Source organism: Thermoplasmata archaeon (assembly GCA_038851035.1).
Taxonomy (GTDB): Archaea; Thermoplasmatota; DTKX01; order VGTL01; family VGTL01; genus JAWCLH01.
This window is the reverse complement of the sequence record JAWCLH010000013.1, coordinates 19,954-45,283: the sequence shown is the minus strand read 5'-3', so window position 1 is coordinate 45,283 and position 25,330 is coordinate 19,954. Positions and strand designations below refer to the sequence as shown.

The following is a 25,330-nucleotide window of genomic DNA, read 5'->3' as shown; positions in this document are numbered from 1 at the left end:
GGCTCCGGTGGTCCGATGTCCGGAAAGCGCAAAATGGACGAGGGGGGCGAGGCGATTTCCCGGAATGGTCCCGAGGACCAGAGGGCTTTTCGGGTCCACTCGGGCGAGATACGAATTCAGACAGAGGGCGAGGGTGACATCGTCAACATCACGGAAGAGCTCCACAGGTTGGTGAGGGACTCGGGAATTCACGAAGGAATCGCCACGGTATTCGTTCCGGGTGCCACAGGCGCGTTAACGACGATGGAGTTCGAGCCCGGCGCGTTAGAAGACCTTCGGGAGGCCCTCCAGAGAATCGCCCCGAAGGGCATCGAGTATAGGCACCACTTGAAGTGGGGGGATGGTAACGGGCACTCCCACGTGCGGGCCGCCCTGATAGGCCCAAGCGTCTCGCTCCCCGTGCGCGAGGGGTCTCTTCCCCTCGGGACGTGGCAGAGCGTGGTCTTCATAGAGCTGGACACTAGGCCCCGCAAGAGGAGCATGCTGGTCCAGATCGTGGGCAATGGGTAGGAGGGCGCGGGAAGCCCTTTCACGACCCCGCGATGGTGCCCGAGCGACCGCGGAGTGGACGTCGGTCAAGGGCCTCGGTGTCGCGCGAGGTTCCTCGCGAGCTCCGTGAATGCCTCCTCGACGTTCTCTCCCGTTCTGGCGCTGGTGAAGAGATGGGGGCAGCTCAGCCTTCCGGCGACCGCCTCCGCCTCCTCCCTCGAGACCTCCCACTCCGCACTCAGATCGCTCTTATTGAAAAGAACGAGTACCGCTCGGGGCGAGGCGGTCCGGCGCAACCTGTGGTCCCACTGGAACAGGTTGCGTAGGGTCTCCCTCCGGGTCAGGTCGCAGACCAGCAGCGCGCCCTCGGCGCCCCTGTAAAAGCCGGGTGTGACACTGGTGAACTGGCACTGTCCCGCGATGTCCCAAAGAACCAGCCTCACCACCGGCGTCGCAGGACCATCCCCAACCCTCACACTCTTCTCGCAGACTGAGGCCCCAATCGTCGATACGTACTCCTCGCCGAACTGCCTTGTGACGAATCTGGAGACGAGGCTGGTCTTCCCAACCGCGGGGTCCCCTAGGACGCAGACCTTCTTAACGAGGGCACTCTCCCTTACCGCTCCCATCACATTCACCCTCTCCAGTCACCCGCGCCACTCCCCCGACCCCCGCACCCCGGTTCGCGAGGCCGATAAGTTTTACAGCGCACTCGCGGACTCCTGGGAGGCGGGCGGAGGGGGCGTCCTGTAGCGCCGCCGAGGCCCATTCCCGAGCAACAGCCGTTTCTCCAGCGTCGAGCGCACGTAGAGCGAGCGCTAGCTCCGCATACACAACCCCGTGAGTGTCCCCGATTCCGCGGAACTCGGCCAGCGCCGATTCAAGAAGGCGGCCCGCCTCAGCCCTCTCCCCCCTGAGCAGCCTGAGCCTCCCGAGATGGAGGAGGGTGTAGGCCCTCTCGCGCCGGTGTCCTCCGGCGCCGCAGAGGGCCAGCGCCCTCTCTAGTAGTGCAACAGCTCTCTTGAGCCCCCTCTCATCCCTCGGCTCCGCCAGACAGGCGAGGTGGTTCAGGCAGGCGACCCGCAACCCGGCGTTCTTCCGGCCCGCCATTGCCCTCAGAGCGGCCCTGTAGCTTGCGTCAGCCTCGCTCCTCTTGTGTGTGAGCCACGCGATGTGCCCCAGCCCGATTCTAGCCTTCAGGGCGGCCTCCTTGCAATGGGTCCTTCGGGCCATGCTCAGGACGGTCCTGTAGGCCTCCTCCGCGCGCTCGAGCTCAGCCCTCATCATCCTTATCCATCCGAGGCTTAGCAGGAGCTCGCACTGGCCGTCCTTGTCCCCAGCCCTCCGGAGGACCCCGAGACCGCGCTCGTGGTCCTCGAGCGCCGCAGCCCACTCCCTCTCGCTCCTCACCAGCCTCCCCGGCGCCTGAATTCCACAGCCCGCCGCCCGCGAGAGAATGGACATCTGGAAGAGATACTCGTGGCCCGCGTCCCACTCCCCGTACTCGTCGAGCAGGCTCTCCCTCAGCCGGCTCAGGCCCTCCTGCTGGCCGTGCTCGCCGGCATCAACCATGTCCAAAAGGGCCCGGCACTCCTCCAGCCGGCCCTCGGATATCAGCTCACCTCCAAGCGAGAGAAGGAGGAGGGCGGCGCGCTCGTGGTCGCCCGCTCTGCAATAGTGGTAGACGGCCTCTGGCCCGGCCTCGGCCCCACCGTTTCCGGAGTAGTAAGCCGCCGCCCTCCTATGCAGCTCCTTGCGGGTCTGGAGGGGAATTCTCTCGTATGCCATCTCCCTGACCATCTCGTGGACGGAGTACATGCCGCTGGAGAGCGAGACTAGCCCTCTGGAGACCAAGGAGCTGAGAGCATCGAACGCGAGCGGGTCGTCGCTCAGGGCGAGCACCGTGTCAATACCCTCGGGCCGCCTGAGTATGGAGAGCGTTTGCAGGAGAATTCTCTCACCCGCCGGTAGCCTACCTATCACTTCCTCCTGGATGAAGCGACGGGCGTCGGTTCTCCTGAGGGGGACCGGCCCCGCTCCTCCAAGTAACTTTATCGAGAGCGGGTGGCCCCTCGTCAGCCTGTAGACCCCGTCCAGCTCACTCTCCGGCACTCCCGATGAACTCGCGAGCCTCCTAGAGCTCTCCTCGTCCAGACCGTTGAGCCTGAGCTCCCTCAGGGGCTTCTCGGCGCCGTCCCTCGGCATGAGGGAGAGGCCGGGCGAGATTTGTGAGAGGAGCAGGAGCTTCGACGGCGTGGCCAGGCTGCTGAGTAGGCGGGGGAGCTCCTGCGCGAGGGTCCAGAGCTCCGGCTGCCCCGTCGCCTCCTGAAAATCGTCGAGAATGATTAGGGCGCCCAAGCCCTCCAGGTCCCGTGAGAGCGCCCCGAGGACCTCATCCGGAGAGGGCGAGCGGGAGCGCTGGAGGAGCTGCGCCAGCCTCCTCCTCCCTGAGGAGACGAGGAAGTCCCGGAGGGCTGTTAGGAACTGGCCGTAGGATGGATAGGGACGGACCTGAAAATAAAAGGCCCTTTGGGCGCCGAGCTCGGCGGCGAGCCTCAGGGCCAGTGCGGTCTTTCCCATCCCCGGGATGCCGATAACGGCCATCGCCGTCTCACCCGCGGAGCCGAGCCACTCGCGCAGGGCCCTCAGCTCCTCCTCCCTGCCGAAGAAGTGGGGCTCCGGGGCCGATGGCTGGGATGGGGGCGCGCGAGCGGCCGGGGGACTCAGGATGAGGGTTCCGTCAGGCGAGACCATGTCCGCTAGCCTCAGCAGGGAGTGGCCCGTGCCTAGAAGGGCATTCACTTCCCCCAGCCTGACGGACTTGCCCTCAGCCTCACCGGGCCGTGGGGGAATTCTCACCTCCATTGAGGCCAGCCGCGCGCTCAGTTCCTTCGAGGTGTGCCTTCCCCGCTCGGTGAGGAGATAGGCCTTGAGCCTCTGCTTCCGGCCCCTCCGTGAAGGCCCAACCAGTGCGCTCCTCTCCTCCACCTGTCCATCTTGCTTCATCCTTGCAAGAGCGCGCGAGACGTCGCTCTGCCTGACTGCCAGAGCCTCCGCAATGCCCTGCTGCGTGAGCTCGACGGGCAATTCGTATCCCTCACCACGCGCTTCGTGGGCTGATAGGTGGAGCAGAATTCGCATCCAAAGCGCAAGCCCCGCGCTCACGGGGCTCTAATCGCTTCCTCGCTATTTAACCATTTATTCAGAATAAATTCGGCCAATGTAGTTATACTCCCCCAAAGATGACTGATAGCGCTATGGTTGGAGGGGATGACTTGCGCGCGGTACGTTCGGCAAGACCGGCGCTCAACCGAGAAGCGGCGGGTGTGTCTGAGATAGTGGGCGATATCCTCCTCGTCAGCATCGCAGTGGTCATGATATCCGCCCTCGCCCTCCAGATGGGCACTGTGGAGCAGCCGCCGGAAAAGACGATGGCCTCGCTCGAGGCAACCTACGACGGCGCTGAGATCCTCGTCAAGCACCTCGGAGGCGACCCTCTCGACAACTCCAGCACCCGGTTCAATATTTTCCTCAATGACACCCTCTCGAGCTCCCTGAGCGTCAGCGACGGCCACCCATCCGACGGCAGATTGGAGACGGGCGAGAGCTGGTCCCACCCATTCACCGCAGATCCTGACGACACCCTCCGGCTCCAGATAGTTGATATAAAAGCCCCGGCCATCATATTCGACAGAATTCTCCAAGGAGGGGCCATATCTGCCCTACTGCCAGACGTAGGACTCGGTCCTGGGGACATAGAGATTTTGAGGCACGGGGCCCCAGTGGACGAGAACCTGAACACCCCCCTGACCAACGAGACGCTCGTCATCAACGCCACAATCCACAACTACGGCGGCTCTGGAGTCCCGGGCGTGCGGGTGAGGATGAGCGACTACTCAAGCCTAGACCGCCTCTCTATCGACTTCGCCAACATCACAATCCCCTGGCTCGGAGCCGGGAACTCAACCCGCGTTTCCGCCAGCTACCGAATTCAGAACGGAAGCTGGGGCATGCACTCCCTCACCGTCAAAATCATCCCGTTCCACAACGAGTCCCGTTTCTCGAACAACAACGCCGTCGTTCAATACCGCGTGGGCTACCCGGTCATCGCCACCAGCCCCACCAGGCCCTATCTCGTGGTCAAGTCGATCGAGTTCTCTGACGAGCACCCCGTCCACGGCTCAACGGTTATTATCAGCTCGAAGATTGTGAACCAGGGCGGCGTGCCCGCCTACGCCACGGTGCGCTTCTACGACGGCAGCTACTCCCGCCTGATAGGTGAGCTCACCGGCGTCGGCATTCCCGTCGGCGGCGAGACGATATCAACTGCGTTCTGGAAGACCGGCTCCGGGGGCCTCCACACGATAATCGTCAACGCCACCGAGCCCAACGGGACGGGCGGGGAGGCGTCTAGGGAGCTGGAGGTAATGCCGACGATTCTACTCGTCGACGACGACCGCGCCGCGGAGGGGAGCGTGAGGGACGTGGTGACGCCCATGAGCGCCGCTCTGGAGAGCGTGGGTGCGACCTACACGACCCACGTCGTAGCCGGTGGCGATGGACCGAGATACGATTCCGGGGAGCACCCGATGCGGGATTTCGACCTAGTGATATGGATGACGGGCTTCGAAGACACCACGACCCTCACGCCCAATGACCAGATGGAGCTGATAAAGTATCTCATCAACGGCCACGGGAAGCTCTGGCTAATCGGTCAGGGAATTCTGAGCGACCTCGGCCTATCCAACGCGTTTTTGGTCAGCATCCTGAACGTAGACCCCATCGCAACCCTCCCATCCTACCTAGACGCCGGCACTCCAGACCCGGTGGTTGGGACCGGAATTCTACCAGGCGCCTCCTTCAACATCTCCACCCCCTACCCGCCGGGCCTCCTGAATAAGGGCGACTTCGTCGAGCCAAGGCCGTTCGCAGCCTCTGCTCTAGTTGAAGCGGTGGCGCCCAACCGCCCCGTCGGAATTCTCTTCAACGCAACCACGAACATGACCCCCGGGGTCGAGACCTACACCTCCGCTTTCTTCTCATTCGAGCTGACTCGTATGAAGCGCCCCAGCGAGCGCTCCATCCTGACCTACACGATGCTCGAGTGGTTCAACTGCTCCGCGCGCTGGGGCCGTGACCTCTCGATATCAGAGCAGGAGTTCAACATCACCACGCCCACATTCATGGACCAGGTCAACATCACGGTCCTCGTCCGCAACAACGGCCTGAGCGACGAGCCGCCCTCATTCCTCAACCCCATTCTCCAACTCGGATTCTATATCGACGGAAAGGCCTTCGACCCCGCGCGCGTCACGGTTGAAAATAGCACCCAGCTCTGGGAGTTCGACCTCGCAACTTCGGAGCTCTGGATTCCTCAGAACACACCCCACCCCTCGCTCGTGGTCCCGGGCAGGGGCGGCTACCTGAAGGTGTCGATGGTCTGGGTGGCCGACCAGGTGGGGCTCCACACGGTTACGGTCAAGGTCGACCCCTACGACTATATCGAAGAGATAAACGAGCTCAATAATAAGGTCGCTAGCGCCGTTGCAAATGAGGTGATTTTCGTCAGGTACGGAACGCTCCTAGTGGACGACGATGGTAGCGCCAACAACGGTGGAACGCTATACAACGCCACACAAAATGTCAGCCGTGCGGTCAATGCGCTGGGCTACGATTTCGATGTTTGCGTCGTCCCAACTGGCGCGGACGGCCCAGACCTGAACAAGATGAGCCAGTACAATGCGATTATCTGGTGCGCCGGTGAGAGCCCGGACGCCCTGACGGCGAATGACCGGAGCAATTTGCAGGATTTCCTGAAGAAGGGGGACGGCCGGGGCCTTTGGCTCATCGGCCAGAAGGCGGTTCTGCCCGGGGACTACAGTAGCGGCTCCGACCCGTTCTGTAGGGACTTCTTGAGGGTGGCGTTGGTCTCCGACCCGGCCAGCCACACGCCCTCCACGATTGAGGGGGTCTATATGGACCCAGTGACCCATGGAATCTCCTACCCCGCCCAGCCCACATTCACGGACAAGGGCGGGCTCCTGGTGCCGTACATCGACGGCCACGGAATTCTCTTCCAGTCACCCCTCGCATCGGCATCGAGCGAGAGAAACCTCTGCGACGCGGAGGACGGGTCCACGGCGCGCTGGTTCGCTAGGGTGGTTCCGCCGGGCACGACCGCTAGCATCTATAACGTTCAGGACACCTCGAGGGGCTCTAGGGTCATCCTGCTCAATAGGACCGGTGCGTCTGTCCAAAGCACCGTCTTCATTATCGGCGACTTCAGCGCCACGAACAACCAGAACCCGAACGACCTTTTCTGGGACGAGCGCAGCCGACTAACAGCGCGCTGGAGCTTCTCCTTCCAAGTTGAGGCGAGCTTTGGATGGCACGTGACAGACACCACCAACGCTCATCGGACGCTGTTCTACTCCACCTCGGACGCCAACATCCCCGGCCCCAACCCGGTCTTCGGACTCGGAAGCTGGACGATGGACGGTTCCTGGCACTCCGTCACCAGAGACCTGACGGAGGACCTGAGGCACGGTACCGGCAACATGGGGCTCGGAATCAAGAGCGTGGACGGGTTCGAGGTATGGATTGGCGAGGGCGAGGGGAGGGTGGACGGAATCTCGCTCTGCCGGCCATTCAACTCGGTTAGGCATGACAATGCAACCCACAACTTCAGGAGCGTCTGGACCGCCTGGGACGCCTCATTCATATCGTACGATGGAAACGACAACTATCTCTCAGAGCTGACCTACCTAGTGATGCGCTGGTTCCACTTCTACGAGAGCCGGACGGAGCTCAGGGTCACGTCCATGGACCTCTACTACTCGGGCATGGTCCCGCTGAGGGAGATGAAGCCGATGCTAGGCGAATCCTACGTCCTCAAGGCGATGGTCTGGAACCTAGGGGGAACGAGGGGCGATGCAGTCGTTCGCTTCACCGACGGGACCACAGTCATCGACTCGGTCACGGTGTCGGTCGAGGCCAACGGGAGGGCGATGGCCGAGATCGTCTGGAGGCCTCTCTTCGCAGGCAGCAGGGTCATAGGCGCAACCGTTGACCCAGACAACGCGGTGAGCGAGACGATGAAGTTCAACAATGTGGCGGGAGTCGGCCTCGACTGCTACTTCTTCTACGACGACCTGGAGAGCGGGACGAAGAACTGGAGGCACGAAGCGACGGTTCTGCGGATAAACGGCGAGTCGGCTCTCGAATACCTCGACCCGGGCGTGGCGAACACGAATATAATACAGGGCTGGCAGGAGATGGACGGCTGGTACAATACCACGGACAACGCGAGCCTGCCCAACATAACCTCTGTGTATAGGAGCTGGCCGAGGGCCTTCTACATGCACGAGTCGAGGCAGGACATCAGGAGGCCTGTGGACTGCACCATCATCATCGACCGCTCGGGCTCGATGGGCGGCCAGAAGATTCAGGACGCCAAGAACGCCGCGATGTTCTTCATAACGCAGCTTGAGTCAATAGACAGAATATCGGTATGGTCCTTCTCGAGCGGGGTGACGATGGACCTGGGCTTCACCTTCAACAAGAGCGCCTGCATCAACACCATCAAGGAGCTGTCGGCGGGCGGATGGACCGCGGGCTGGACCGCGATGTCCCAGGGCACCAACTACACCATCCAGAACTCGAGGCCGGGGGCGATGAGGGCCGTGGTATTTCTCACAGACGGGCAGTTCAATTACGACAACCCGCCGTACACTAGGGACTACACCCTTGCGCTCATCGCCACGATGCACGGGCCCCTCTTCACAATCGGCCTTGGCGGGGACGTCAACACCGCCAATCTGCAGGACGCCGCCGATGCGTCAGAGGGCGGGAGCTACTACTACGCCCCAACGAGCGACCAGCTTCTCCAGATATACTCTCAAATAGCACAAGTGATTCAGCAGCTCGCCCAGACCCTCGGCCGCTCCACGCCCGAGGGGGGCGCCTTGGAGAGGGGGCAGGTCACGGTCTTCTACGACAGTTTCGAGAACGCCACTCCGGTATGGACCACGGTCAACGGAGGAGCTGCGGGCTCGCAGTGGGTCCGCCACAGCGGCATCAAGCACAACGGCTCCTTCGCCTACCGCTCATTCAACACCGGCACGGGCAACTACGACAACAACGACAACAACAGCCTCATATCGCCCGTCTTCGACCTCTCGGGCCGCCAGAACCCGCGGCTGGCGTTCTGGTCTTGTCCTGACCTTGGGAACAATGGCGACTGGTGCAGGGTATACGTGAGCAACAACGGAGGGACGAGTTGGACGCAGGTCTGGAGCACGAACAAAGACTCCAACAACTGGCAGTACGAGTGCTACATCGACCTGACCGCGGGCGGCGCGGTGACACCGACGTCGTCGATGGTGCTAAGGTTCCAGTTCACTTCGGACGGCTCCAGCGTGGCCACCGGCTGGGTCGTGGACGAGGTCCTGGTCACCTCCGACGTCCCTCTGGCTGGCGAGGGAATTCGATACTGGATGAACGGGGACGAGACCCCGCGCGACAGGAACCTGACCACCAAGACGTTCAGCCTAGCGGGCGTCTCCTCGGCCAAACTGACCTTCTGGCACAAGTACGATCTGAAAGCTGGGGCGAACGGGGGGGTCCTGATGGTCGGTACCGCTGCCTCGGAGAGCGGCCCATATACCTACCGCTACATCACGCCCACCCAGCCCTACACCGGTAACCTCCAGATTGCGCAGTGGGGCACACCGCACCTAAAAGACGGGTTCGGAAACGACATCCGCTGGTGCTGGAATGGCGTGAGCGGCTCGGGCAGATTCACGTGGGATTACGTCGAGGCTGACCTCACGCCTTTCATAGGAAACCAGTTTGTACGAATTCGCTTCGCTTATTTTTACTGCACTGGAGGGACGGGAATGGGGTGGGCGATAGACGATATCGAGGTCAGGGTGGAGCGCGCCAATGCCGTGCCAGTTTCCGCGTCGGTACCGGACCAGTGGGAGCTGGTGCGCAAGGGCGATGCTCTTGGCGGGGGTGGGGACATCGCCGATGCCTACAGCGGCGAGCGCGCCTGGCTCTGCCACAGCCCTTCACCCGGCATTGACTATCTCGCGGCTGGCATAGACAACAGCCTGACTACAATTCCCATCGACCTGACGAACGCCCTCGACGCCCGGCTAGACGCGAGGCTGAAGTTCAACATCAACTCACTTGACGGCAGGCCACCCGACGGCCTGAGGGTTGAGGTCTCGAGCGACAATGGGATCACCTGGCGCGCCCTGAACCGCGGCGTCCGCTCGGGCTGGAAGGTCTCCGGGACAGAAGCCGCGGGTCCGGACGGGACGAGCGCGACGGGCGTGGACCTCGGCGGTAACTGGGTCGCCAGCGGCACGATGTCGAGGCTGAACTGCGACCTCTCAGGCTGGGCAGGTTCGGTCATACTTCTGCGCTTCAGGGTGGTCACAAGGACCGACATCGCCGACCATTACCATAGCGCGCTCGCGGGCTTCGGAGGAGTCTATATTGACGATATCAAGGTTGTTGGCAACACGACCACGGGCGGGAGGGCCGCCGGACCCGTGGAGAGGTCAGTCACGAGCGCTTGCCATTCCGGCGCGGAGGCTGAGGAGGAGGTTGGGGCGGGGGGGAAGGTCTGTTATGGAGACGAGGGGGCCGATAGCCGCCCGGTCGAGAGCTCCGGCCCTGACCCGGCATCGGGAGAGGAGGGCGCGGGCCTGCGGGGCATGATGCTCGGGCCCTTGGGGCTGGTCGCTGTGCCCGCGACCCCGGCTCTGGTCCGCCCTAGGGGAGGTGAGATGGAATGAGGCAGCGAGATTTTAAAAAGACCCGGGACCGGCCCTTCGCCCGGGACGAGCGGGGCGTCTCGGAGGTGCTCGGGGACATTCTGCTGGTTATCATGAGCGTCGTGATGCTCTCGGCAATGGCGGTCGAGCTCCTCTCGGTCACTCCACCCTCGGGCGCCCTGAGCGTCGAAATTGCGTCGAGCTTCGACGGCACCAATCTCACCATAGAGCATATCGGCGGCAGCGAACTCAGGGATCCGGGCATAGAGATTCAAGTGGGCCCCGTGGGGGCGCTTCCTGCGATCTACGACATCGCCTCGGGCCACCCGGACGGTATACTCAGAGTTGGCGAGGTGTGGAGAAGAGACATCAGCGGCGTGGCGGCGCCAGAGGACAGGGTGCGCGTGGCTCTCGTGGACCGCGTGAATAGTAGACTGCTCTGCGAGCAGGAGGTCGAGAGGGCGCAGGACTACACCCTCCTCCCAGACATCGGCCTTACCTCCGCGGACATATCCTTCTATCGCTCGGGAGCGCCGATAGATGAGGGCGCCAACGCTCCCATGCAGGGCGATATCATAAGAATCGACGTTCTCGTGCACAATTACGGCAAGGTCCCCGTGAATGGCGTGCAGGTGGTCGCTTCGGTCCACATGTACAGCGCCACAGCCCTCCCCCAGCAGACCGTTCCATTCCTTAACTCTACCGGCCAGCCGGGCGACGTAGCGGTGGCGAGCTTCAACTGGACGGTGAGGGACTGGGGCCCGCACACGATTTATGTGAGGGTGATTCCGCTGCGCAACGAGAGTCTCTTCACCAATAACTACGCTAGCAAGCAAATAAGAATCGGCCCCGGTATCATCACTCCGGACGCCCCGGACCTGAACATCACCGCCATCTATCTCTCTAACAACCACCCGCAGCACGGCGACGCCGTCAGGTTTTTCGTCAGAATCGCCAACCAGGGCGGGGTGCCTTGCGGCGTGAGTCTGACCTACTGGGACGGCGCGAGAAAGCTGTTCACCGACCACAACATCTCCGTATCCGCGGGACAGCTACTGGAGGTTTACACCATCTGGATTCCGGACGTGGGCGGGATGCACCAGCTCAGAGCGAATGTTTCCGTGACCACCGCCCCGCCCGACGACGCAAACCCCTGGAACAACGAGAGGACGGAGACGGTCGAGGTCCTGCCCACCATCATGCTCGTGGACGACGACAGGGCTGGGGACGGGAGCCTGAAGGACGTCACATCGCCTTTCAGGGCCGCCCTGAGCGCAGTAGGGGCCCAGTATACCTACTACAGCGTCGCCGGCGGAGACGGTCCGAAGTACGACGCAGGGCCCGTGAAGAGAAGGCTGATCGACTTCGACCTAGTCATTTGGCTCACCGGTTTCGAAACCGCCTCGACCCTGACGCCGGGCGACATCGAGAGCCTGACCAAATTCCTGGACGCTGGCGGCAAGCTCTGGCTCATCGGCCAGGACATCGTGGACGAGCTCAGAATTCTGAACGGCAGCTTCCTCTCGAACTATCTCCATGTTCAGGGCTACAACCTGAACACGGGCACCGCCGGGACCCTCGAGGGGGTTCCCGGGAACAGCGCGACAGAGAATATGTCCCTGCCGATGAACCCGTGGCCCTGGACTGGCGGCCTCATGGATAGGGCGGACACGCTGGCGCCGGACGCGTTCTCAATAGGGGCGCTCTGGAACTCGAGCCTCATGAAGAGATACGGCCTGATGTTCAACGCCACCACCAACGGCTCGGGCCCGACCTACACACTGGCCTTCTTCTCCTTCGAGCTCACCCAGCTCAGGAGCGCCAACGACAGAGCCATCCTCACCTATGAGATGCTAAGGTGGTTCGACGTTCTCGCGAGGTGGGGAAGGGACCTCGCCATATCGGAGCAGGGAATCAGCAAGCTCAACCCCGACTTCATGGACGAGGTCAATCTCACGGTGTTCGTCCGCAACAATGGACCCAGCAACGAGCCCGTCGGCTCCGACAGGGTGATTGTGATATTCCTCATGAACAATGTGCCCGTGGTACCCGTTGAGCTCTACATCGATGACGCCCTCCAGAATTCAAGCGCCACAACCAATCCGGTCGAGGTGCCTCTGGTCCCGGCCTCTGGAGGGGTGGTGAAGGTGACGATGAAGTGGGTGGCGAACAGGGTCGGCACACACACCCTCAGGGTCACTGTGGACCCCTTCAACTTTATCCCCGAGGTCGACGAGAACAACAACGAGGCCTGGGGTGCCTCCTCCTCGCAGCTCATGGTCAGGTTCAGCGTTCTTCTCGTTGACGATGACGACAGCCCCAACAACCGCGCAACCGGCACTGGTTACAATTCCTCATTCGAGGTCTCGAGAGCGATGGAGAGGCTGGGCTACACCTTCCAGACGCACGTCGTCCCCGGGCCGTCCGATGATGGGCCCTCCGAGGCCGTTCTGAGGAAGTACAACACCGTGATATGGGTGACGGGCCAGTGCGCGCCCGGTGCGAGCGAACCGCTGACGGCGGCCGACTTGGGCGCGCTCAGGGGATACCTTTCCTCCGGCGACGGCAGGAGCCTCTGGCTCATAGGGCAGGATGCCTTCGAGACGGGTAGCTACGGAGCGGGCACCTTTGTGCACGATTTCCTGCACATCAGCGGAGTGGAGCGCGGTCGGGGCGTTCCTGAAATTCTATACGGTGTAAAGGGGAACCCTGTTGGTCACGGAATCAACTACACGATATCCCGGACTTTCATGCCCGCCTCGGGCGGGTCGACCATGGTCCCGAGGCCCGATGCCTACGGCGTCACCTACCACAACCGCTCCGCAGGCACATTCAACGCTGTCAGCTACGAATCCCCGTCAATGGGTTACAAGACCATCTGGTGCGGCTGGGACCTGTCATTCATAGCCGGGAGGGTTGGGGTGGGCGAGGAGGAGTACGAGGCCGAGTTCACCTACCTCGCGCTGCACTGGCTCGGGATGCCCGACATCCGCATAGAGCTCAGGGTGACCGAAGTGGACCTGTACTTCGGGAACATGACCCCCCTCTCCTGGATGAGCCCTTCCATGGGGAGCTCTTACGTTGTGAAGGCGTCCCTACGCAACGAGGGCGGCTCTAGGGGCGACTGCTCAGTGCGCTTCCTGGACGGGAGTACGGTCATAGGAACGGCCTTCGCCTCGATAGCGCCCGGCGGAACGACCATGACCGAGATCATCTGGACCCCGCTCTTCGCCGGTGAGAGAGTGATATCGGTCGTGATGGACCCCGACGGAGTGGTCAAAGAGATATTCAGGTTCAACGACCGCGCCTCCGTGGGGCTCCGGACCTATTTCTTCTTCGACGACATGGAGAACGGGACGGGGCACTGGAGGCACGAGTCGACGATCGTGCGCATTAACGGAGAGTCGGCCCTCGAGTACATGGACATAGGGAACGTGTCCACGAACGTGGCGTCGTCATGGCAGGAGCTCCGCGGCTTCCGCCAGACCTTCGACGACTTCCACTCGATGAACTCCTCCTTCAAGCTCAGGGAGCCGGGGCCGCCGGTGGACCTGACCCTCGTTTTCGACACCTCCAACTCGATGGCGGGCCAGCCCCTGCAGGACGAGAAGAACGCCGCGCTCGCCCTGATACAGGGCCTCGGAAACGACTCGAGGGTGGCGATATTCAAGCTCGCGCAGAACCCGGGACAGAGGTTCGTCCTCGGCTTCACGCAGCTCAACGCCGCCGGGAGGACCACGGTCGTAAACACAATCAATACCCTCTCGTGCCAGGCCTGGACGCCGATATGGCAGACATTCGGCGAGGCGATGAACTACACCTGGGACTACCGCTCCGCGGACAGGGTTCCCGTGGTGGTTGCGCTGTGCGACGGTCAGGACTACCAGGGCGACGACTCCAACATCAAGGACCCTCCGAAAAACCCAGATGATTACAACAACATCGAGAAGGGCAGCAACGGGAATCTGGCCAACCCGGGATTCTGCCCTTGGATAAACTGGGGGACGAGGGGCTATTTCACCTATCACATAGGGAAATACTTCGGCAAGGCGGGCGTCGCGGGCTACTGGTACAACCAAACCTACACCGGCGGCTGCAACACCGCCGACGGCCTCCTGAACGCCCCGATGACCGTCTTCACCATCGGCATAAACCTCGAGCACGACCCGAACCTGCCATATTTCAGCACAATATCGTCCGTCAGCAACTTCGACCGCGCGGGCTCGGTCTACACCGGCCCCGGCTCGCTCGAGTCGGGCACGCCCGAGTACAACCTCTATCGCATCGCTACGACATCGCCAAAGGGGAAGTACTTTTACGCCCCCAGCAGCGCTGACCTGATGGGCGTCTTCGACGAGCTTGCGGAAGAGCTGGCCTCGCTCTCCCTCGCGAGGAGCGCGGGCGGCTCGTTCGACGGCGGCGGGGCCGGCGGAGGCGGAGGAGCTCCAGAGGATGGAGGCTCGGAGAGCGCGCCCACGACCCCCGGGAAGAGCCAGGCCCCGTCAGACTCTTCAGGACCGGAGGGCCCGGCCTCAGGCCGCTCCCCCAACATTCCGGGCGCCGAGGACCTCTACGCCCTAACTCAGTCCTTCAGCCTCCAGGGCGTGACATCAGCCAGGCTCTGCTTCTGGCACAAATACCACCTCTCGATGGGCTGGAGCGGCGCGGTCGTGCTCGTGGGGACGTCAGTGAACAACGTGACCTTTACCTACGAATACGTGACACCGTCCCAGTCCTACACCGGCAACATAAGGACGAGCGTGACGCGCCTGGACGACCTCGGGAACGAGATTCGCTGGTGCTGGAACGGCATCAGCGGCAGGGGAACATTTGACTGGGAGTATGCGGAGGTCAGCCTGAACAAGTTCTGCGGCCAGCAGTACGTCAGGGTGATGTTCGCCTACATTCGCGCTGGAGGGGGGGGCGGGAAGGGCTGGCTCATTGACGATGTGGAGGTCAAGGTGACCCGTAGCAACTCCGCGGCCGTTCAGACGACCTCGACCGACCAGTGGGAGCTCGTCAAGAAGGGCGATGTTCTGGGTGGCGGAGGCGACTTCGCCGATGCCTACAGCGGGCAGTACGCCTGGCTCTGCCACAACCCGAGCGCGAGCGTGGACTATCTGAAGGGCGGGCTGGACAACTACCTGATAACCCCGCCCATCGACCTCACCAACGCGAGAGACGCCACCCTGATATGCAAATTCAAATTCAACATCAACTATACGGAGGGCAGGCCCCCCGATGGCTTCAGGGTCGAGGTCTCGGACGATGGAGGAGTAACGTGGAGGCCGATTCACTTCGGCGTCCGCGCGGCCTGGAAGGTGTCGGGGACGGAGCCCGCGGGCCCGGACGGGAAGAGCTTCACGGGCGTTAACATCGGAGGGAACTGGGTCCTCTCCACATCGCTCGCCCGGCTCAACTGCGACCTAACGGGCTGGGCGGGCTCGGTGATTCACCTGAGGTTCAGGGTCGTGACCCGCGCGGACACGATCAACCACTACGAGTCGGTGACGGGCTGGGGCGGTTTATACATAGACGACGTCACTGTTTTCGGGAACTCCACCACTGGAGGGAGGGGCCTCCCGGGGACGGCGGGCGATGACGCTGCTCCCGGAGCTGGCGCCACAGGAGTCATGGACGACTGGGCTGGCGCGCCCTCCCACGGGGAGGGTTCGGGGGACCGTATCCTCGGCCCGAGACCGGCAGGGACGAGCGTGCCTAGAATTCAGGTTCCTGCGAGCGCCGCACCCGCGAGATTTGAAAGGGAACTGACTGGAGGTGATTCAGAATGAGCTCGTGGAGGAGCGTAAGGACACTCGGACCAGTCGCTGGAGGAACCGCGGAATTCCGGAGGATCTCCGGGGACCGCAGAGGCGCGGCCGAGGTCATCGGCGACCTCCTGCTCGTCGCGATGTCCGTGGTGATGGTGACTGCGCTGGCGCTCCAGCTCAGCACAGTGCAAGGACCGTCTGACAGCGTCACGGTGGACCTCGAGGCGGCCTATGACGGCCAGATAATCACAATCACGCACATGGGCGGTGACACCCTCCACAACCACACGACACGTTTTGCTCTCTTCGTAAACGAGACGTTCGTGTCGGGCTACAACCTCACCGATGGGACCGGTGGGGACGCGTCCCTCGGGATGGGGGAGCGCTGGACCATGCCCTTCAACACAAGCCCATCCGACAGGCTGAAGATACAGGTCATAGACACGGCGCACAGCGTGATTCTCCTGGACCAGGTTCTTCAGAAGGGACCGGAGACGGGGGGGCTCCCAGACCTCGGCCTGACGCCCGCGGATATAGTCGTTCTATTTAATAACGCCACATTCAACGACACGAACGCTCCGATGGCCGGGGACAATGTGACGGTCAATGTGACGGTGCACAACTACGGCTCCGCCTACTCGGGCGACTTCGTGGTCAGAATCAGCGACTACTCGACCATAGACCGGAAGAGCTTCCCAGTGATGAATGCCACCCTGGCGCTCAACGGGAGCTCCAGTGCCAACCTGTCCACGGTTTACAAAATCCCCGCGGGGAGCTGGGGCATCCACACCATCACTGTGAGGGTTGTTCCCCTCCTGAACGAGTCTCGCTACGGGAATAACTACGCCACGAAGAGTTATCGCGTGGGCTACACCGTCATCGCCATGCACCCTGGCAACCCGGTCCTCAGAATTCGCTCGATTGACGTATATCCAAGGCACCCCGTACATGGAGCCTATGTTAACATCACCGCCCGCATCGCAAATCAGGGCGGCGTCCCGGCGCTCGCCAACGTCACCTACTACCTCGACGGCACCTCGCCCGGAGACATGGTCGGGGTGGAGCACAACCTGAGCATTCCCGTTGGAGGAGAGTCCTACTCGATCATTGTCTGGAGGGCCCCGCGGGGCGGCATCCACACTCTGATTGTCAACGCCTCCGACCCATACGGGCTCCCCGACGAGCAGTCGATTCAGCTCGAGGTCCTGCCGACGATTCTGCTCGTGGACGACGACCGGGCCATCGAGGGCTCGGTGAGGGACGTGGGAATGTATATGAAGGAGTCGCTGGACGCTGTTGCGGCCTCCTACACGACCCATGTAGTCCCAACGGGTGATGGGCCTCTCTACGACGGCGGGACCCACCCCCTCAGGGACTACGACCTCGTGATATGGCTCACGGGCTACGAGAGCGTGGGGACCCTAACCTCAAACGACAAGAGCAACCTGGCCACATTTTTAAACAACGGGGGCAAGCTGTGGCTGATAGGTCAGGACGTCCTGAGCAGTCTGGGGCGCGGCGACCCGTTCCTCAATAATTATATGAAGGTCTCGCCACTGACGCCGACCACATTCTACGACCGCTACACGCCCCAACAGATTCTCGGCAATGGAATTCTGAGCGGCAGGAGCTTCGTCGTGGCCAAGCCTTTTCCCTCCGGACTTCCAGACAGGGCGGACTTCATGGAGCCCCTCTCGGGCAAAGCGGTTCCCGCCTTCACGGAGGCCGGGGACCCCTACAGGGCTCTCGGGCTCCTATTCAATGCAACGACTAATGGCACACCCGGAGCCAACACGTTCCAGACCGCCTTCTTCGGCTTCGAGCTCTCTCGGGTCGCCGAGGCCAACGAAAGGGCGATGATTACATACGAGATGCTCAACTGGTTCGGCTGTCTAGCGAGCTGGGGCAGGGACCTGGCGGTCTCCGACCAGCAGTTCGACAAGAGCGCGCCGGCGTTCATGGAGGATGTGAACATAACCATCTACCTCCGCAACAACGGCCTGAGCGACGAGCCCCTCGACGTCAGCCGGCCCCAGCTGCAGGTCGCGTTCTACATCGACGGCGCGACCTTCGCTCCGAAGTCGGTCATGATAGAGCTGAACGGCTCCCTGACCACATTCAACCCCCCGACCTCGGAAATATGGATTCCCCAGGACACGACCAACGCCAGCCTCAGGGTCCCGGGCGGGGGCGGCTTCATAAAAATTTCGATGGTCTGGACCGCGGATAGAATCGGGGCCCATACGATAACAGGAAAGGTGGACCCCTACGACTACATATCAGAGATAAACGAGAACAACAACAAAGTCTCGGCCAGCATGAACCGTGAGTTCCTATACGTGAGATACGGCACGCTCGTTATAGACGACGACGGGAGCGCCAACAACGGGGGGAGCTCCTACAACTCCACCGCCAATGTGACCCGCGCCCTTGACGAGCTGGGGTATCAGTACGACCTGCACGTGGTGAATGTAGGCGAAGACGGCCCGGACCCGGCAAAGATGTCGCTTTACAACGCCTTAATATGGGTCGCCGGGGAGCAGGCGAACGCTCTCACCGCCACGGACAGGACGAGCCTCGCCTCCTTCCTTGGAAGAGGGGACGGCAGGTATCTCTGGCTCCTTGGCCCGCGCGCGATTCCTGACGGGAACTACGCCGGCGGCGCGGAACCGTTCTACAGGGATTACTTGCGCATCGGGAGCGTCGTGGACCCGGGCAGCGCGAGGACGCCGGGCATGATAGAGGGCGCGTACCTCGACCCAATAGCCCACGGAGTCCGCTACCCAGCCCAGCCGACCTCCGCCGACAAGGGGAGACTGCTGCTGCCCTATATCGACGGCCGGGGAGTGACCTACCAGTCCCCGATGCCCTCCCCGGACTCTCCGAACGAGGTCTTTCTTGAGGACGCAGAGGACGGCGACACGGAGGGGTGGGCGGCGAGGGTGGTGCCGCCACTAACCTCAGCCTCTATAAACAATGTTTTTGATTTTCAGCGGGGCTCGAGCGTGATTCGCCTCGCCAGGACAGGGGCGAGCGCGCAGGACACATACTTCATTATCGGCGACTTCGCCTTCGGCAGCGACCAGAACCCGAACGACCTGCCTTGGAACGAGAGGGAGAGGCTGACTGCGAGCTGGAGCTTCAGGTTCGACATCAACTACACATTCGTCTGGCACGTGACCGACACGCTGGGCACCCACATCGCCCTGACCTACACAAACAGCGACACGGACCTCTTGGGCGCAGGGCCCGTGCACCACGGGCTTGGCGCCGGCACCGCCGATGGAAGGTGGCACACCGTGACCCGCGACCTGCAGAGGGACCTCAGGGAGGGGAGCGGGCTGGGCGGCAGGACAATCAGGCAGGTCGACGGGTTCGAGGTTGTGATGAATGAGGGCGAGGGCGCCGTGGACGACATCATCCTCTCTAGACCGTTCAACGGAATTCGGTACGAGAACACCACCTTCAGCTTCAGGACGGTCTTCACCGCCTGGGACCCGTCCTTCATCTCCTACGAAGGAAACAACCAGTACCTCTCCGAGCTCGCCTACATGGTGCTTCGATGGTTCAACATGTACGACGCAAGGACCGAGCTCAGGGTGACCCACCTCGACCTATTCCACACAACCCTCCAGCCTCTCAGGGAGATGAAGCCCATGATGGGCGAGTCCTACATGCTGAAGGCGCGCATCTGGAACCCCGGCGGGACCCGGGGCGACGCCGTCGTGCGGTTCTCGGACGGGAGCACGGTCATCAACTCCGTCAGCGTGAGCGTCGAGAGGAGCTCGATGATAGTGGCTGAGATCATCTGGACACCGATATTCGCGGGCAGCCGCACAATATCGGTCTCGGTCGACCCCGACGGCATCCTGAGCGAGGTCTTCAAGTTCAACAACGTCGCCTCCCTTACTATCCAGTGCTACTTCTTCTACGACGACATGGAGGAGGGGGCGGACAAGTGGACGCACGAGTCGACCATTGTGCGCCTTAATGGAGAAACGGCGCTCGAGTACATAGACGCCGGCGACGTCTACACCGACATAGTGGCCGAGTGGTCCGAATTCAATGGGTGGCGCAACACTACAGACAATATGAGCCTGCCCAATATAACATCCCAGTTCCATAGCCGCGACAGCGCCTACTACATGCACGAGCCAAAGGCCCAGAGGAGGACACCGGTTGACGTCATACTGACCTGCGATGTCACCGGCTCGATGGCCTGGGACGCGGTCGCGAGGATTGAGGGGGCTAAGACCGCGATGATGCAGTTCGTGAACAAGCTCTGGCCGCAGGACAGGGGCGCGGTGGCGGAGTTCTCGACCTACAGACCGTACAACAGCTATCCAAATCCCCCGTTGATTCCCTACTACACCCAATTAGATCAGCCCTTGACCAGTAATAAGTCCGCGCTCCATGATGCCATTGCAAAGATGAGAATCGGGGGTGGCACTCCGTTCTGGAACGCTGTTACAACTAGTTTCACTTATATCAGGGACTATGGTGCGGCTAACAGGATAAGATGTATGGTGATTCTCACAGACGGACAGAGCAACTCAGATTCCCCAAGTGTACCGGCGGGCAGAGCAACGGCCTTCGCCACCGTCACGACCGCGCCGGTCCCGATATTCGTCATCGGCTACGGTGCGGACGTCGTCGGAACCTCGCAGCCGGACATGATAGCCCTCGCGGCGCAGGCCAATCTGACCGGCGGGGGCGGGGGATGGTACTACTTCGCGCCCAACGCGGAGCAGCTGGAGTGGGTATTCGCAAACATATCCAAGCAAATCGAAGAGATGGCCCAGACACTGGGTAGGGGCGGAGCTGGGGCGTCGGAGAACCCCGGTGGGGCGGGGGAACGGGTGGTGCTCTTCTACGACAATATGGAGATGGGCGCGGGAGGCTGGAGCGTCGTCAACAACGGCCCCGCGGGGAGCACGTGGAGGTACGTGACCGGCGACTTCCGGAACAGTGGCCTATCCGCGTGGCGCTGCTACGACACCGCCACCGGCAGGTACGGGAACAACGACGACGACTGGCTCGTGTCGCCCACCATTGACGCCTCGGGCTACGTGAACCTCAGGCTGAGCTTCTGGCACAGGCCCGCGGTATTCCGGGGCACCTATTACTGGGGCGGGGAATCATCCTGGAACGCTGACCTTGGCTACGTCTTCATTAGCAACGACAATGGCCTCACATGGTATGGTGTCAGAAGCTGGGCAAATAATTTATGGTTGGGATATTATGGAAATCCAAGGAATGCCATTGGTACAATGGTCTCAAACCTGGATGTTAACGTCATCCAGCCAACATCCCAGATGAAAATCGCTTTTAGGATGTGGGCAGACGTGGCTGAGACAGCGGAGGGCTGGTCAATAGACGACGTCCTACTGACTGGCGAGCCAAGCTGGCTCTCGAGGGGCGCCGGAGGCGAGGGGGGCGGAGGGGATGAGGGGAGGGGCCTCGTGGTGCTCCTGCAGGAGGGCTTCGAGGGAGCGCTGTCCGGGTGGACGAAGACGAACCTCGGCGGGGACGGCGTCTGGCAGAACGATACCTTCTTCAAGTACGCCGGGAGCAACTCCTACAGGTGCTACAAATCGGGCGGCTCGAACTACTACGACAAGCAGGAGGACGACAGTCTGATCACACCGGCCCTGAACCTGACCGGCCACAGCGCCCCGACGCTCTTCCTCTGGCTCAGGCACGACGTCGACGACAACGACGACAGATCCTACATAGAGGTGAGCAACGACAACGGCGCCACCTGGACGCAGTTGTGGACGAACAACTCCCACATCACGAGCTGGGTCAATATAACGCTCGATATTTCGAAGGGAGGGGCAGTCACCCTCACGGACCAGATGAAAATAAGGTTCAGGTTCAAGTCGGACAACGACAACGACCTCGACGACGGCTGGTCAATAGACGAGATTCTGATCACGGCCCTCACCCCGGTCCCGCCCCCGCAGAAGCCGGGCGACCAGCCCTTCTGGAACGACGGCGACGAAACGCCCTCCGACAAATGGCTCACCACCGCCACCTTCAGCCTGAAGGGCGCGTCGAGCGCGCGGCTGACCTTCTGGCACAAGTACAACCTGAAGGTCGGGAGCAATGGCGGCGTGATAATGGTCGGGACGGCCCCCACCGCCAACGGCCCCTTCTCCTACAGATACGTCGCCCCCACCCAGCCCTACCCGAGCAACCTGAAGCTCTCCGAGTGGGGCACGCCGCATCTGAAGGACGACTTTGGGAACGACATGAGGTGGTGCTGGAATGGCGTCAGCGGGGCCGGCAGGTTCAGCTGGGATTACGTGGAAGCGGACCTGACGCCTTTCGTCGGCAATGAATTCGTCAGGGTGAGATTCCTCTACATATTCTGCGACGGCGGCACGGGATACGGTTGGGTCATAGACGACGTCGAGGTGAAGGTCCGGCGCTCTGACTCGGTTTCGGTCACTGGCCAGACGACGGACCAGTGGGAGCTCGTCGAAGTCGGTCGGACCTACGGCGATGACTATGCTGACGGCACTTTCGCCTTCAGCGGGACGCATGCCTGGTGGAACCACAACCCCCAGCCTGGGATGGACGCGCTGAAGGGGGGAATAGACAACTCTCTGGTCACGATACCAATTGACCTCACCCGTGCGCGCGATGCGCGGCTTGCGGCAAAGCTCCGTTTCAACATCCCGTTCGCCGAGGGCAGGCCACCAGACGGCTTCAGGGTCGAGGTCTCGAGCGATAACGGGGTGAGCTGGAGGCAGCTAAACATGGGCGCGCGCTCCGCTTGGAACGTCTCGGGCACCGAGGCCGCGGGGCCCGACGGGACGAGCTACACCGGCGTGGGCATCCGCGACAACTGGGTCGACAGCCGCACCCTGACCAGACTCAACTGTGACCTCTCAGGCTGGGCGGGCTCCGTGATACTGCTGAAGTTCAGGGTGGTCACGCGCAACGACCTAGCCCTCCACTACCACGACCTCGGCGCGGGCTTCGGCGGCATATTCATTGACGACGTCACTGTAATCGGAAACACCACGACCGGGCAGGGACGCGGCGCTGGGGGGGCACCGGAGAGCGGTGGGGACGGCCTCGCCCCCGCGGCCACCGGTATGCCCGAGGACGGTGGCTCCATTCGCGGTTCTGGAGAGAGCGCGGCGCCTGCCGAAGAGGGAGGGGACGGGCGCACCGGACCCAACGGAGGGGGCGCTGGCCCTAGCGCGAGGCCCACCAGCGCATCACCCATTGCGGGCGCGACCGAGTTGAATAGGTTTAAGAACCCCACGGTTAATCGAGATGGTAAGGATGAGGACTAAGAGGCGCAGGTCGACTGGCACGTGGAGACGGTGGCAGGGGCGGCGGAGCGGCGTCGCGGGCGCGGTGACGGCGGTACTCTTCGTCATCATTATCACAACCATCCTGACGGCCGTGGCTCTGTACTACGTTCCCGTCTGGTCGAAGGACGCGGAGGCGGCCCATATGAGCCGCGTTGCGAACCAGTTTTTCGCCCTACGCGACGGCGTCGAGGACCAGCTCGCGCAGGGAGAGACCGCGGGCAGCCTATACTTCCATATCGCACTCAGCTCTGGCACCACCACGTCCTTCCTCGGAATTCAGGGCGAGCCTTCTAGCGGGACGCTATCCTTTGACGCCAACGCGAGCCTGTTCGAGGTCTGCGACACCGACAGCCCAGACGAGCTCTTCGCGCTCTCGCGCGGGTCCTTGATTTTCCGCTCTCGGAACATGTACCACCCGCAGCAAGAGTATGTCTACGAGGGAGGAGCTGTGCTGGTGCATCAGGAGGGCCACTCCACAGTCAGGGAGGGCCCGGCGCCAGAGTTCAAGAGGGACCGCTGGGGCAGCCTGACGCTCACCATACCCCTATACGCCCTTTTCGGCGAGGGGGTCTCCGTGACGGGGGCCGGGAGCGCGGGCGTGGAGACGCGCGTTCTGCATTATGAAGAGACCCTGATTCCCTTCCCCGGAGAAAGGAACGTGACCTTAAACGCCACAACCAGGCACGCGGACGGATGGCTCAGGTGGCTCAACGCATCGATTCAGGAGCAGGCCGCGGCCGCCAACCTGACCGGCTCTGAGGTGTCTCTCAGCCAGACCCCGGAGGGTTTCAGAATGGATGCAAGGGGCATTGTCTCCCTGACCATCAGGTTCGCGGTCGTGGAGGTGAAGGTGAGCAGATGAGGCACCCCCGTCCATCTCGGAGAGGCGAGGGCGCCGGGCGCGTCGAATCGCCAAAGAGGCCCTTCAGATACCGCTGGAGGCGCGAGAGGCGGGGCGCCTCGGGCGTCGTGGTGACCCTACTGATACTCCTCGTGGCCGCAGGAGCGCTCTCGATGTTCATGGCAATATACGTTCCGATATGGACCAAGGACGCCGAGGCGCGCCAGATGAAGAGAATTCAGTCCCAGATGATTCAGCTCAAGGAGAATATAGATCTCCAGATTCTCGCGGGCAGGAGCTCGACACTGACCAACAGGGTCACGCTCGGGGACGAGGGCGGTCCGGTCTTCGGCCTCGCCCGGACCGTGGGGAGCCTCTCCCTAAGCCCAGAAGACGGGGAGTACAGGCTGGGAAGCGCCACAGACCCGAACGAGACGTTCGGTCTGACGAGAGGGAGGATGGGCTTTCAGCCCCAGAACATGTACTATCCAGATCAGAGCTACCACTACGAGAACGGAGCGATAATCGTCGAGCAGGGCGGGAGAGCGGTGATGAAGGCCTCGCCGCACTTCGACCTGCGCAGGGAGCCCGACGGGAACCTGAGCGCGAGCGTCACCCTGATATCCCTGACCGGTGTACCCGCCACCCGCTCGGGCTCTGGAGACATGAGGGTGAAGAGCACCTTAAGCATATTTGACAAGACCTCCTACGCCGGCGGCGACTGGGAGGCAGGGAGGAATCTGGGGCTGAACATCACTACCGCCTTCCCTTCCGTGTGGGCGGACTTCTTCAACACAACCCTTGGCAGGCCCGAGACGGGCCTCACCGGGGCGGACTATCAGGTTTACGTCAGGCCCAACGGCGTGGACGTTACGCTCTTCAAGGTGAGGGAACTGGAGCTCGGGATAGCGGTCGTGGAGATTCAGCTGGAGATGTGAGGGGGCGGGAGGGGAAGAGGGAATGGAAGGGAGGTGGCAGAGGGCGGGAAGAGGAGAGGACGACGGGAGCGGGGGCCAAGGGATGCGAGGAGGAGCACGTGGAAAGGAGAAGGGTGGGCGGGCTCGAGGGGGGACAGGTGTGGCGGGGAGGGGAGGAGGGGGTGGAGGCATAGCA

Annotated in this window: 9 protein-coding genes; 7 read left to right on the top strand and 2 right to left on the bottom strand. The window is 62.3% G+C overall.

What is annotated here, in order from left to right:
- Positions 1-15 precede the first annotated feature (15 nt).
- Positions 16-510 carry a secondary thiamine-phosphate synthase enzyme YjbQ gene (locus QW379_05595; GenBank protein MEM2869878.1) on the top strand — a complete coding sequence of 165 codons (495 nt, stop codon included), beginning with the start codon at positions 16-18 and terminating at the stop codon, positions 508-510.
- 65 nt (positions 511-575) lie between these two features.
- Here the strand turns inward: QW379_05595 and QW379_05590 are convergent, their stop codons facing one another.
- Both QW379_05590 and QW379_05585 read right to left on the bottom strand, forming a co-directional pair.
- Entirely contained in the window at positions 576-1,118 is a 543-nt protein-coding gene (locus QW379_05590; protein MEM2869877.1) for a Rab family GTPase, read from the bottom strand.
- Positions 1,087-3,654: an AAA family ATPase gene (locus QW379_05585; GenBank protein MEM2869876.1), complete on the bottom strand. Its 2,568-nt coding sequence runs from the start codon at positions 3,652-3,654 to the stop codon at positions 1,087-1,089. The genes QW379_05590 and QW379_05585 overlap by 32 nt, the downstream gene beginning before the upstream one ends.
- Positions 3,655-3,731: 77 nt before the next feature.
- Between QW379_05585 and QW379_05580 the strand changes: the two genes are divergently transcribed.
- Genes QW379_05580 through QW379_05555 form a run of 6 tightly spaced genes read left to right on the top strand, consistent with a single transcriptional unit; the run spans position 3,732 to position 25,328 of the window.
- Positions 3,732-10,295: a CARDB domain-containing protein gene (locus QW379_05580; protein MEM2869875.1), complete on the top strand. Its 6,564-nt coding sequence runs from the start codon at positions 3,732-3,734 to the stop codon at positions 10,293-10,295.
- On the top strand, positions 10,292-16,066 hold the full coding sequence (locus QW379_05575; protein MEM2869874.1) for a CARDB domain-containing protein: 5,775 nt from the start codon (positions 10,292-10,294) through the stop codon (positions 16,064-16,066). Before QW379_05580 ends, QW379_05575 begins: the two co-directional genes overlap by 4 nt.
- Positions 16,063-23,355: a CARDB domain-containing protein gene (locus QW379_05570; GenBank protein ID MEM2869873.1), complete on the top strand. Its 7,293-nt coding sequence runs from the start codon at positions 16,063-16,065 to the stop codon at positions 23,353-23,355. The genes QW379_05575 and QW379_05570 overlap by 4 nt, the downstream gene beginning before the upstream one ends.
- A complete protein-coding gene (locus QW379_05565) occupies positions 23,345-24,238 on the top strand; it encodes a hypothetical protein (GenBank protein ID MEM2869872.1) in 894 nt (297 codons plus the stop codon). The genes QW379_05570 and QW379_05565 overlap by 11 nt, the downstream gene beginning before the upstream one ends.
- Positions 24,235-25,155, top strand: a complete 921-nt coding sequence (locus QW379_05560) for a hypothetical protein (protein ID MEM2869871.1) — start codon at positions 24,235-24,237, stop codon at positions 25,153-25,155. The genes QW379_05565 and QW379_05560 overlap by 4 nt, the downstream gene beginning before the upstream one ends.
- The gene (locus QW379_05555; protein ID MEM2869870.1) at positions 25,152-25,328 is read left to right on the top strand and encodes a hypothetical protein; all 177 of its coding nucleotides are present in this window, start codon (positions 25,152-25,154) and stop codon (positions 25,326-25,328) included. Before QW379_05560 ends, QW379_05555 begins: the two co-directional genes overlap by 4 nt.
- The last annotated feature ends 2 nt before the right edge of the window (positions 25,329-25,330 follow it).